Origin of the sequence: Nonomuraea sp. NPDC052116, assembly GCF_040680035.1 — a bacterium.
GTDB lineage: Bacteria > Actinomycetota > Actinomycetes > Streptosporangiales > Streptosporangiaceae > Nonomuraea > Nonomuraea angiospora_A.
In genome coordinates, this window is record NZ_JBFAWA010000019.1 from 238449 (window position 1) to 250845 (window position 12397).

At 71.5% G+C, this 12397-nt stretch carries 6 protein-coding genes; 3 read left to right on the forward strand and 3 right to left on the reverse strand.

Annotation, left to right across the window (positions count from 1 at the left end):
- Positions 1-86 precede the first annotated feature (86 nt).
- Positions 87-2798 (reverse strand): GNAT family N-acetyltransferase, encoded by a 2712-nt coding sequence (locus tag AB0L65_RS33580; RefSeq protein WP_364253541.1) that lies wholly within the window; start codon positions 2796-2798, stop codon positions 87-89.
- Between the two features lie 141 nt (positions 2799-2939).
- On the opposite strand from AB0L65_RS33580, the gene AB0L65_RS33585 reads away from it, so the two are divergent.
- Positions 2940-3833, forward strand: coding sequence for a sugar kinase (locus AB0L65_RS33585; RefSeq protein ID WP_350723205.1), 894 nt, complete (start codon positions 2940-2942; stop codon positions 3831-3833).
- 79 nt (positions 3834-3912) lie between these two features.
- A complete protein-coding gene (locus tag AB0L65_RS33590; protein WP_364253544.1) occupies positions 3913-6600 on the forward strand; it encodes an ABC transporter substrate-binding protein in 2688 nt (895 codons plus the stop codon).
- Between the two features lie 6 nt (positions 6601-6606).
- On the opposite strand, the gene AB0L65_RS33595 is transcribed toward AB0L65_RS33590, so the two are convergent.
- Positions 6607-8712: a RecQ family ATP-dependent DNA helicase gene (locus AB0L65_RS33595; RefSeq protein ID WP_364253546.1), complete on the reverse strand. Its 2106-nt coding sequence runs from the start codon at positions 8710-8712 to the stop codon at positions 6607-6609.
- A 100-nt stretch (positions 8713-8812) separates the two neighbouring features.
- Positions 8813-9634 (reverse strand): TauD/TfdA family dioxygenase, encoded by an 822-nt coding sequence (locus tag AB0L65_RS33600; protein WP_363966231.1) that lies wholly within the window; start codon positions 9632-9634, stop codon positions 8813-8815.
- Positions 9635-9783: 149 nt separating this feature from the next.
- Here AB0L65_RS33600 and AB0L65_RS33605 point away from each other — a divergent pair, with 149 nt between their 5' ends.
- Positions 9784-12297: a DNA topoisomerase IV subunit A gene (locus tag AB0L65_RS33605; protein WP_364253548.1), complete on the forward strand. Its 2514-nt coding sequence runs from the start codon at positions 9784-9786 to the stop codon at positions 12295-12297.
- Positions 12298-12397: the final 100 nt, after the last annotated feature.

The window sequence follows — 12397 nt, forward strand, 5'->3', positions numbered from 1 at the left end:
GCTCTATAACGTCTTTTATCCAGGCATCAGGGGGCGCTTCGGTTCACCCCATTCGCTCCCGCCGGCCACCCTTCGCTGAGAGCTGATCAGGACAGCCTCCGGGGGCCGCCGTCGAGGCGTGGGCCCGCCGGGGTGCGGAGGGTGGCGCGGGCGCCGAGGACGATGACCCCCGACTCGCCGACGAGCACCTGGTCCAGGTCGAGCCTGGCCACCTCCGGCAGGTCGTGGGCCAGGCGGCCGACGCGTACCAGGAGGTCTTCCAGGGCGGCCACGGCCACGGGCGGGTAGCCGTACTCGCCGAAGAGCAGCGGGGCCGCGCGGACGGAGCGCACGAGCGCGGCGGCGTCCTCGCGGGTCAGGGGGGCCAGGCGGAAGCCCTGGTCGAGGAGGAGGCGCGCGGTCACCTCGCCGAGCCCGAACGAGACGAAGGGGCCGAACGCGGGGTCCTCGACGACGCCCACGACGGTCGGGACGGCCGGCTGCGGCGCCATGCGCTGGACCGCCAGCTCCACGCGTTCGCCCAGCTGGTCGGCGAACTCGGCATAGGCGTGGCGGACCATCTCGGGCCCGGTCAGGCCGAGACGCACGGTGCCCGCGCGCCGCGAGGCGCCGGGGTCGGCCACCTTGAGCACCACCGGCCACCCGAGCCGCTCGGCCGCCCGCACCGCCTCGTCCGGCGAGCGCACCACTTCGGCGGGCCAGACGGTGAGGCCGTAGCAGGACAGGAGCTCGGCGGCGTCCACCTCGACCGGCGGGCCCGGCTGCGCGAACGCCCCCTCTTCCGACGCGCCGGTCCGTGCCGGAACGGTCGGGGTGAGGGCCGTCCGGACGAGGGCCTTGGCGCGGACCGTGTCGATGCCGTCGAGCTCCGGCGGCGGCACCGCCGGGTGGGCGAACCACTTCGCGTAGCGGACCACGTGGGCGAGCGCGCGCACGGCCTCCTCGGGCGCCGCGTATGAGGGGATCGAGCCGCGCGCGGGAGCCGTCCCGCACCCCGGCGGGCCCGTCTCGACGCGCAGGGCCGGGTGCATGCCCAGATGCCCCTGGAACGTCGCCAGCACCGGCTTGCCGGAGTCCTTCGAGACCCGCAGCAGCTCGGCCGCCACCGCGTCCGTGTCGCCGGGGATGGGCGGCATGTAGATCACGACGGCGGCGTCCACGTCGGGCGAGGCCAGCTCGCCGGCGAGGGCCGCGCCGAACTCCGAGGCCCCGGCGGCGGCGCCCAGGTTGACCGGCGGGCGGGGGTCGAGGCCGGCGGCGAGGCAGGCGTCGGCGGCCAGGAGGCCGAGCGCGTCGGAGTTGGTGACGAGCGCGACCCGGGGCCCGGCGGGCAACGGCTGGTAGGCCAGCAGCTGGCCCACGTCGAACAGCTGGATGAGGTCGTCGACCCTGATCAGCCCCGCCTGCTCGAACAGCGAGCTGATCGCCGAGTCGGGCAGCCGCAGCTCCTCCGCCGAATGCCCGGAGGGGGTGCCGCCGCTCTTGACCACCACGACCGGCTTGCTGCGCGCGATGCGCCTGGCCAGCCGGGTGAACTTGCGCGGATTGCCCAGCGACTCCAGGTAGAGCAGGATCACCTCGGTCGAGTCGTCTTCCTCCCAGTACTGCAGCAGGTCGTTGCCGGACACGTCGGCCCGGTTGCCTGCGGAGACGAACGTCGAGATGCCCATGCCGCGCTGTGCCACCCGCTGGAGCAGCGCCGTACCGAGCGCGCCGGACTGGCTGAAGAACCCCACCTTGCCCCGGCACGGCAGGGTGGCGGCGAGGGTCGCGTTGAGCTGGACGGCGGGGTCGGTGTTGGCGATGCCGAGACAGTTGGGGCCCACGACGCGCAGCCCGTACGAACGCGCGAGGCGAGCCAGCTCGTCCTGCCTGGCCTTGCCCTCCGGGCCCGTCTCCCCGAACCCGGAGGAGACCACGACCAGCCCGTGCACGCCCTTCTCCGCGCACTCCTTGACCACGTCGATCACGCCGGAGGCGGGCACGGCCACCACGGCCAGGTCGACGTCGCCGTCGATGGCCCCCACGCTCGGATAGGCCCGCACGCCCGCCACGGCCCGCACCTCCCGGTGCACCGGGTAGACGGGGCCCGTGAAGTCGGCGGCCAGCAGGTTGCGCAGGACGGTCTGGCCCACCCCGCCGGGCTCGCGCGAGGCGCCGATGACGGCGACCGAGCCGGGGGCGAGCAGCCTGCCGATGGACCGGGACTCGGCGCGGTGCTCGCGGGCGAGCGTCACCTCCGTCGAGGTCTCGGTGGGGGTGAGGTCGAGCGTCATGCGTACGACGCCGTCCTCGAACTGGCTCTGGGCCGTGTAACCGGCCTGGCGCAGCAGCCCCATCATGCGCATGTTGGCGGGCAGGACGTCGGCGACGAAGCGTTCGATGCCGTTCTCGCGGGCGGTGGCCGCCAGGTGCTCCAGGAGCACGGAGGCCACTCCCCTGCCCTGGTGCGCGTCCTCGACGAGGAAGGCGATCTCGGCCTCGCCGGGGCCGGTGCGGTCGTAGCGGATGACGGCGACCATCTCGGCGCCGATGGTGGCGATCAGCGCGACCCGGTTGACGTAGTCGACGTTGGTGAACCGCTCGACTTCCCGGTCGGACAGCCGGGGCCTCGGCCCGAAGAACCGGAAATAGATCGACTCGTCCGACAGTCGCGAGTAAAAAGAGCGGAGGCGGTCGGCGTCTGCGGGCTTGATCGGCCGGACGTGCGCCGTGCCTCCGTCGGCCAAAACGACGTCGGCTTCCCAGTGGGCCGGATAGTGTGCCTCCACAGTGTCGAGCGTAAACCCGCATTTCATATGCCAAGACCGGAGCCCCCGTTGGGCAACGCTTGTGCATCGACTGCAGCCCGGTGTCGTGGGACCGCCCCACGGGCAGCCCGGAAGCTGTTAGTTTTGCCGTGGCCAGGCTCGTTCTGAAGGCAGCAAGGTGGTGACATCATGACGCGGGTCGTCGTGGTGGGCGATCTCATGACCGACGCGGTCGCGCGCGCCCGTTATGCGCTTGCCAGGGCGAGTGACACCCCGGCGATCGTGACCATGCACGGCGGCGGCTCGGGGGCGAACATCGCCTCATGGCTAGCCGTCGAGGGCGCCGAGGTGGCCTTCATCGGCCGCAGGGGCGCCGACATCACGGGGCGTAACCGTGACATGGAGTTGATGGGCTACGGCGTCGACGCCCGGCTCGTCATGGACCCTGAGCGGCCCACCGGCACCTGCGTGGTGCTGGTCACGCACAAGGGCGAGCGCACCATGCTCTCCGACCCCGGTGCCAACGCCGCGCTGTCGCCCGAGGACCTGCCGCGCGACCTGTTCTCCAGCGGCGCGCACCTCCACCTGTCCGGCTACACGCTGATCAACGAGGGCTCGCGCGACGCGGGCCTCGCTGCGCTCGACATGGCCAGGCGCGGCGGGATGTCGATCTCGGTCGACTGCGCCTCGTCCGCGCCTCTGGAGCGTACGGGCGCCGAGTCGTTCCTGGAGTGGACCAACGGGGTCAAGCTGCTGTTCGCCAACATCGAGCAGGCCAAGGTGCTGACCGGCCGCGACGACGCCGAGGCCGCCGCCAAGGTGCTGACGGCGTGGTTCCCGCAGGTCGTCATCAAGATGAACTCCGAAGGCGCGCTGTGGTACGCCAACGGCCGCCCCGACCCGGTCCACGTGGCCGCCGAGCCGGTCGACAAGATCGTGGACGGCACGGGTGCCGGAGACGCGTTCAGCGCCGGTTTCCTGCCCGTCTGGCTGGCGGGCAAGCCGCCGACCGAGTCGCTGGCCGCCGGCTGCCGGCTGGCCGCGAAGGCCATCGCGCACCTGGGCGCCCGCCCGCCGTTCTAGTCCCACAGGGCTCCGTTGTGAGCGGTCCTGCACCGCTATGGTGGAGAAAATCGGGATGAGCGCGAAATAAGGGAGCCGGATGCGCGGCGTGCGTCCGTTACGGCCGGGCGACCCCACGTCGGTGGGCTCGTACAAGGTCACCGGCTTTCTCGGCGAGGGCGGTCAGGGCAGCGTCTACCTCGGCGTCTCCCCTTCGGGCGAGCAGGTCGCGATCAAGCTGCTGCACGCCAGGTTCGCCGACGACGAGCAGGCGGTACGCCGCTTCCGCCGCGAGGCCGAGGCGGCCCGGCGGGTGGCCGAGTTCTGCACGGCACGCGTGCTCGAGGTCGGGGCCGTCAACGACCAGCCCTTCATCGTCGGCGAGTACGTCGACGGGCCCTCCCTGCAGCACCAGGTCACCAAGGAAGGCCCCGTCCAGGGCCCGGCGCTCATGCGGCTGGCGATCACCACCGCCACGGCCCTGGTGGCCATCCACGGGTCCGGGGTCGTCCACCGGGACTTCAAGCCCAGCAACGTGCTGCTCGGGCCGGACGGGCCCCGCGTGATCGACTTCGGCATCGCCCGGGCGCTCGACATCAGCCAGAGCCTGACCACCGGCATCGTGGGGACGCCCGCGTTCATGGCCCCCGAGCAGTTCCTCGGAGAGGCCTCCCCGGCGAGCGACGTGTTCGCCTGGGCGGGCACCATGATCTTCGCCGCCACCGGGCGCGGGGCCTTCGGCTTCGGGCCGCTGCCCGTGGTCATGCACCGCATCCTCAACCTCGACGCCGACCTGAACGGCGTGCCACCGGAGTTGGCGCCGCTGCTGTGGGCCTGCCTGGCCAAGGACCCCCGGCGACGCCCCACCGCCGAGCAGCTGATGCGGGACCTCATCCGCGCCGGCACCGCCCCTCCGGGAGCACAACCGATCAGCGGCCCTCAGGCGAACGGGGGGCACCTCCGTCCCGGGGCACCCCTGGCGTATCCGGTCAGCGGCCCCGTACGGCCGCCCGCGCCGGGGGTCGCGACCGAGCCTTCGCGGCGGCGCGGGCAGCGGAGGGCGCTGGTCTCGATCGGGGCGGCGGCCACCGCGCTCGTGACCGGGATCTCGGTGTGGCTCGTGGCGCGGACCCATCCCGAGGACCCCCGGCCGGACCCCACTCCCACGTCCTCCTCGCCCGTGGCGGCCTTCGGGGCGGCCGTGACCTCCGTGGCGGACCCTTCGGCCAGGAAGGGCGGGACCCTGCGCGTCGTCTCGCCGTACGAGCTGGAGTCCGTCGATCCGGGGAACATGTACACGATGGATTCCCTGAACCTGGTCCGGCTCTACGGGCGTTCGCTGACGATGTTCAGGCCGGTGCCGGGGGCCGCCGGGACACAGGTCGTGCCGGACCTGGCCGAATCGCTCGGCGTGCCGGGCGACGGGGGCAAAACCTGGACGTACAAACTCCGACAAGGCGTGAAATATCAGGACGGCACGCCGATCACCTCCGAGGACGTCAAGTACGCGATCCTGCGGAGCATGGATCCCTCGCGCAATCTGGGATCGAGCCACTTCGACCTCATGCTCGACCTCCCCTCCGGCTACCAGGGCCCCGCCAAGTCATCGAGCGCGAACACCGACTCGGCCATCCAGACCCCCGACGAGCGGACGATCGTCTTCCGTCTCAAGCGGCCGTACGCGACGTTCGACGACGTCGTGCAGCTCCCCGAGACCGTCCCCGTGCCGAAGGCCAAGGACACGCGGGACGGCGTCCTCGCCTCGGGCCCGTACAAGATCGAGAGCGTGTCCGCCGACAAGAAGAAGCTCGTCCTCACCCGCAACGACCAGTGGGCCGCCGCCACGGACCCCAACCGCGACCCGCTCCCCGACCGGTACGAGATCGACTACCAGGTCACCGACGCCGAGCAGCGGCTGCGGGCCGGCACCGCGGAGTTCGGCCCGTCCATCACCTCGCCGGACGCCGGGGCGGCGGTGCTCGCCGACCCGGCGCTCAAGAAGCGGGCCGACGCCCCGGTGACCGCGTCGGTGCGCATGCTGGCGATCAACCCGCAGGTGCCGCCGTTCGACCAGGTCGACTGCCGCAAGGCGGTGGTCCGCGCGCTCAACCTCAAGAACCTCGCCCGCGCGTACGGCCCCGGAACCGCGCAGTCCAAGCTGCCCACCTCGCTCGTGCCGCCCACGGTCGCCGGCGGCCGCTGGCCCGATCCGAACCTGAAGGCCGAGGGTGACCAGCAGGCCGCCAAGCAGTCGCTGCGCGCGTGCGGGAAACCGTCCGGGTTCACCACCGACTACGTCTTTCGGGACCTGCCCAGCGAGAAGCAGATGGCCGAGGTCGTCCAGCGCGACCTCGGCGAGATCGGCATCGACGTCAAGCTGCGGCAGGTCTCCACCCTGGAGTTCCACAAGTCGTACGGCGGCAACCCCGGGCAGCTCAAGCGGCAGGGCATCGGCCTGATCCCCAAGTCCTGGGCGCCCGACTGGCCCGACCCCGACTCGTTCCTGTCGTCGATCGCGGACAGCCGGCAGATCACCGACACGTACTCGTTCAACGTGAGCGTCCGCGTCAAGGCGATCGACGACCTCATGGACCAGGCCCGGGCCGAGCTCGACGCGGGCAAGCGGGCCGACCTGTGGACCGAGGTGGAGCAGAAGCTCGCCGACGAAGCCGTGCTCGTGCCGCTGGTCTGGATCAGCCCGCTGCTGCTACGCGGCCAGAACGCCGCCAACGTCCACGTCAGCCCGGTCTACGACAACTACGACCTGCTCACCATGGGCGTCAGGTAGGCGACCTCACGAGGTGACGGCCAGGGCGAGCGGGAGGACCGCCGGAGCGCCCGCGTGCCGGATCAGGGCCGCCGCCAGCGTCATCGTCCACCCCGTGTCGACGCGGTCGTCCACCAGCAGCACCGACCCGCCGCACTGCGCGATCGAAGCGCCCAGCTCCTTGGGCATGGCGAGCGTCCCCCGGACCGCCTGCACCCGCTTCGCGCTGTTGAACTGCTGCCCGGGCGCTCCCGCCCGATAGCCCAGCTCGCCGAGATAGGACAGCCGGCCCACGGACGCCAGCCGCTCGGCGAAGCTCCGCACCAGCGTGGGGCGGGTCGCGGACGGAACGCTGACCACGGCCACGGGCCGCTCGCGCCATTCCCAGGACGCCAGCACCTGCACCACGGCCTTGAACACGTCGTCGGACACCGGTCCGTCGCCTCCGTGGAACAGCTCCCGCAGCCGGTTGCCCCAGCCGATGTCGGTCAGCCGCCCGAGCGCGCGGCCGGGCTCGGCGCCCAGCTCCGGCTTGATCCGCCCGGACAGGTCGGCCAGCCCGGTGGGCCACTGCCTGCGGGCCTCGATCTCCACGCCGGGCCTGCTCAGCCGCTGGCGGGCGCCCTCGACGGCCTGCGCGCCGATCTCCGGCGAGCGGTGCCGCCCGGTGCAGTTGTCGCAGCGGCCGCACGGCGTGGCGGTCTCGTCGTCGAGGTGCCTGCGCAGGAACTGCTCCCGGCACTCGGACGTCGTCAGATAGCCCAGCATGGCCTCCTGCTCGGCCCTGCGCTCGGCGGCGATGCGGGTGTAGCGCTCGACGTCGTACGCCCACGGCTCGCCGGTGGCCTCCCAGCCGCCCTTGACCCGCCGGACCGCGCCGTCCACGTCGAGCACCTTGAGCATCATCTCCAGCCGGCTCCGGCTCAGGTCGACCGCCGTCTCCAGCGCCGGGGTGGACATGAGGCCGCGCTCTTCGAGCGTCTGGAGCGTGGTCCGTACGACCGGCTCGGGCGGGAACGCCAGCGAGGCGAAATATGACCAGATATCCCGATCCTCGGTGCCCGGCAGCAGGATCACCTCGGCCCGCTCGACCCCGCGCCCGGCCCGGCCGACCTGCTGGTAGTAGGCGACGGGCGACTGCGGCGCCCCCACGTGCACCACGAACCCCAGGTCCGGCTTGTCGAACCCCATCCCCAGCGCGCTCGTCGCCACCAGCGCCTTGAGCTTGTTGGTCAGCAGCGCCTCCTCGGCGGCCAGCCGCTCGGCCGGGTCGGTCTGCCCGGAGTAGGCGGCCACCTCGAACCCCTGGTCGCGCAGGTATCCGGCGATCTCGTGGGCGGCGGCGACGGTGAGGGTGTAGACGATGCCGGAGCCGGGCAGCTCGCGCAGCGTCTGCGCCAGCCAGGCCAGCCGCTGCTCGGCGGTGGGCAGGCGCACGACGCTCAGATGCAGGCTCTCCCGCTCCAGCGCCCCGCGCAGCACCAGCGTGCCGTCGCCGTCGTCGCCGGGCAGGCGCATCTGCTCGGCCACGTCACGGGTGACGCGGGCGTTGGCGGTGGCGGTGGTGGCCAGGACGGGAATGCCCGGCGGCAGCTCCTCGAACAGCGTGGCCAGCCTGCGGTAGTCGGGCCGGAAGTCGTGACCCCAGTCGGAGATGCAGTGGGCCTCGTCCACCACCACGAGCCCGGCGCTCTCGGCCAGCTCGGGCAGGACGTTGTCGCGGAAGTCGGGGTTGTTAAGCCGCTCGGGGCTGACCAGCAGCACGTCGACCATGCCCTCGGCGACCTCGCCGTAGATCTCCTCCCACGCCTCGGGGTTGGCGGAGTTGATCGTGACGGCCCTGATGCCGGCCCGCTCGGCGGCGGCGATCTGGTTGCGCATGAGCGCCAGCAGCGGGGAGACGATGACCGTGGGGCCCTCGCCGAGCTCGCGCAGGAGCCCGGTGGCCACGAAGTAGACGGCCGACTTGCCCCAGCCGGTGCGCTGCACGACGAGCACCCGCCGCCGATCCAGCACCAGCGCCTCGATCGCGGCCCACTGGTCCTCGCGCAGCACGGCGTGCTCCCCGGCCAGGGCCCGCAACCGCTCCTCGGCCTCTTCACGCAGCATCGCGACATCGGGGGCTTCACTCATGCCCCCCTTGTTACCAGCTTTCTCCGACGGAATGGGCCGCCGACCGCCATACCCGCCCCGCATTCGGTGGAACTGTGACCTCAGAGGGGCTTACGGACCGCTACTTGTCGGCGTGCTCGGGGAAGGCGTTGATGGTGACGCGGTGCATGCGGCGGCGCTCGGTGTAGTCGGCCACCGCGTAGTGCTGGGTCGGGCGGTTGTCCCAGAACGCCAGCGTGCCGGGCCGCCACCGCAGCCGGAGCTGGTACTCCGGCGACCGGATGTGGTCGATCAGGAGCGGCAGCAGCGCCTCGTTCTCCCGGTCCGTCAGCCCCACCAGGCGGGTCGTGGAGGCGCGGTTGACGAACAGGGCCTTGCGGCCCGTCTCCGGGTGCACGCGCACCACCGGGCGCACCATCGGCGGCCACTTGGCCTGGATCTCGGCCAGGTCGAACGGGTGCCCCTTCGCGATCGCCTTCTTCATCGACATCGTGATGTCGTGCTCGGCGGTCAGCTCGTCGCACAGCCGCTGCAGCGACGGCGAGAGCGTCTCGTACGCCAGGTACGTGTTCGCCCAGCACGTGTCCCCGCCCACGCTGGGCAGCTGGACGCAGCGGAGCAGGGAGCCCATCGGCGGGGTGGGCTCGAAGGTGTTGTCGCTGTGCCACTCGTCCCCGCCCTCGCCTTTTGGTGAGGTCTGGTCGAGGACGTGGATGGGGCTGGTGGAGTCCTTCTTGAAGGCCGGGTGGTTGAGCGTGCCGAAGTTCAGGGCGAATTGCAGGTGCTGTTCGTCGTCGATGTGCTGGTCGCGGAAGAACAGCACGAGGTGCCTGAGCCAGCCGGCCCGCAGGGTGGCGACCTCTTCCTGCGACAGCGGTTTGCGCAGATCGACCCCGGTGACCTCGGCGCCGATATGCATGGTCACGGGATGGAACTCGATCATGACGCCTCCGGATACAGGTGGGAACCCTCGGCCCGAACGTACGACCCAAGCAATTGCTTGGTCAAGGGCTGTCCGGGAGAGCCTTCCGTACACGCCGGGCGCGACTTGTAGCGCCAACGAGTCGCGGGCACCCGAATACCTTCGGCACAATGTTCGACATGGCCCGACGCACGACTGCACCCCCGCCCGAGGACTTCGAGGAGCGGATCGTCGACATCGACGTCACCTCCGAGATGCGCACCAGCTATCTCGAGTACGCCTACTCGGTGATCTACCAGCGCGCCCTGCCCGACGCGCGCGACGGCCTCAAGCCCGTGCAGCGTCGCATCCTCTACTCGATGAGCGAGATGGGCCTGCGCCCGGATCGCGGCCACGTCAAGTCGTCGCGCGTCGTCGGCGACGTCATGGGCAAGCTGCACCCCCACGGTGACAGCGCCATCTACGACGCCCTGGTGCGCCTGGCGCAGCCGTTCTCCATGCGCCTGCCGCTCGTCGACGGACACGGCAACTTCGGCTCGCCCGACGACCTGCCCGCCGCCATGCGATACACCGAGGCCAGGCTGGCCCCGGCGGCGATGCTCATGGTCGACTCCCTCGACGAGGACACCGTCGACTTCAAGCCCAACTACGACGGCCAGGAGACCGAGCCGGTCGTCATGCCGTCGGCGTTCCCCAACCTGCTGGTCAACGGCACCAGCGGCATCGCGGTCGGCATGGCCACCAACATGGCGCCGCACAACCTCAACGAGGTCGTGGCCGCCGCCCGCCACCTGATCAAGAAGCCGGACGCGACGCTGGACGAGCTGATGACGTTCGTCCCGGGTCCCGACCTGCCGACGGGCGGCTCGATCATCGGGCTGCAGGGCGTGCGCGACGCGTACGAGACGGGGCGCGGCACGTTCCGCATGCGGGCCAAGTGCGCGGTCGAGCAGATCACGCCCCGCCGCAAGGGCATCGTCGTCACCGAGCTCCCCTACAACGTCGGCCCCGAGCGCGTCGTCACCAAGATCAAGGAGCTGGTGAACGCCAAGAAGCTCCAGGGCATCGCCGACCTCAAGGACCTCACCGACCGCCACAAGGGCCTCCGGCTGGTCATCGAGATCAAGAACGGCTTCATCCCCGAGGCCGTCCTGGAGGAGCTCTACCGGCTGACGCCGATGGAGGAGACGTTCGGCATCAACAACGTCGCCCTCGTCGACGGCGAGCCGCGCACGCTCGGCCTGCGCGAGATGCTCCAGGTCTACGTCGACCACCGGCTCGAGGTGGTGCGCCGCAGGTCGGAGTACCGGCGGCGCAAGCGCGAGGAGCGCCTCCACCTGGTCGACGGCCTCATCATCGCCCTGCTCAACATCGACGAGGTCATCCAGGTCATCCGCTCCTCCGACGACTCGGCCGAGGCCCGCACGCGGCTGATGGACGTGTTCGACCTGAGCGAGATCCAGGCCTCCTACATCCTGGACACGCCGCTGCGCCGGCTCACCAGGTTCGACAAACTGGAGCTGGACCGGGAGAAGGAGACGCTGAGCGACGAGATCGCCAAGCTGACCGAGATCCTCTCCTCCGACGCCAAGCTGCGCCAGGTGGTCTCCGGCGAGCTGGCCGACGTGGCCAAGAAGTACGGCATGCCGCGCCGCACCGTCCTGCTGGAGGCGCCCGGCGTCACCCGCACCCCGGTCGCGGTCGTGGACCTGCAGGTGGCCGACGACCCGTGCCTGGCGCTGCTGTCCTCGACCGGGCTGCTGGCCCGCACCTCCGACGCCACGCCGCTGTCGGGCGAGGGCGAACGGTCGGCGCACGACGTGCTGGTGTCGGTCGTGAAGACGTCCGTACGCGGTGAGGTGGGCGTGGTGACGTCGCTGGGCCGGCTGATCCGGATCCAGGTCGTCGACCTGCCGACCCTGCCGACCACGGCCAACCCGCCGTCCCTGTCGGGCGGGCACCCGGTGTCCGAATACGTCTCGCTGCAGCCCGACGAGAAGGTCGTCGGCCTGGGCTCCCTCGACCCCGACGGCCCCGGCCTGGCCCTGGGCACGGCGCAGGGTGTGGTCAAGCGGGTGGTGCCCGACTATCCGGCCAACCGCGACGACTTCGAAGTGGTCACGCTGAAGGACGGCGACATCGTGGTGGGCGCGGTCGAGCTGGTGTCGGAGTCGCACGACCTGGTGTTCATCTCCTCCGACGCCCAGCTCCTGCGCTACCCGGCCTCGCAGGTGCGCCCGCAGGGCCGCCCGGCGGGCGGCATGGCGGGCATCCGGCTCGACAACGGGGCGCGGGTGATCTGGTTCGGGGTGGTGGATCCCGAGCGTCCCGCGCACGTGGTCACGATCGCGGGCTCCTCGACCGCGCTGCCCGGCACGCAGGTGGGCGGCGGCAAGCTGTCCGACTACGCCGAGTTCCCTGCCAAGGGGCGGGCGACGGGCGGGGTCCGGGCGCAGCGGTTCCTGAAGGGCGAGGACGAGCTGCTGCTGGCGTGGGCCGGTCCGGCGCCGGCCAAGGCGGTCTCGGCGGTGGGCAAGCCCGTGCCGCTGCCGGAGGAGATCGGCCGCCGCGACGGCTCGGGTGTGCGGCTGACCAACACCATCGGAGCGATCGGCGGCGCCCTCGCCTCCGGGCCCGAGGCCCTGCCGTCCGGGTCGGCCCCGGCCGAGCAGACGTCCCTCTGACGGCGTCCGAAGTGAGCCGGGCCAAGGGTGAGGCCTCGGTGAGCAGGTCGATCAGTCGCTCGCGGAGCGCGACGCCTTCGGAGGTCAGCACGAGCTGCTT

What these genes read in the sequence shown, in the direction of transcription:
- AB0L65_RS33580 (WP_364253541.1), bottom strand. Translation starts at nt 2,798, where the DNA reads ATGAAATGCGGGTTTACGCTCGACACTGTGGAGGCACACTATCCGGCC.
- AB0L65_RS33585 (WP_350723205.1), top strand. Translation starts at nt 2,940, where the DNA reads ATGACGCGGGTCGTCGTGGTGGGCGATCTCATGACCGACGCGGTCGCG.
- AB0L65_RS33590 (WP_364253544.1), top strand. Translation starts at nt 3,913, where the DNA reads ATGCGCGGCGTGCGTCCGTTACGGCCGGGCGACCCCACGTCGGTGGGC.
- AB0L65_RS33595 (WP_364253546.1), bottom strand. Translation starts at nt 8,712, where the DNA reads ATGAGTGAAGCCCCCGATGTCGCGATGCTGCGTGAAGAGGCCGAGGAG.
- AB0L65_RS33600 (WP_363966231.1), bottom strand. Translation starts at nt 9,634, where the DNA reads ATGATCGAGTTCCATCCCGTGACCATGCATATCGGCGCCGAGGTCACC.
- AB0L65_RS33605 (WP_364253548.1), top strand. Translation starts at nt 9,784, where the DNA reads ATGTTCGACATGGCCCGACGCACGACTGCACCCCCGCCCGAGGACTTC.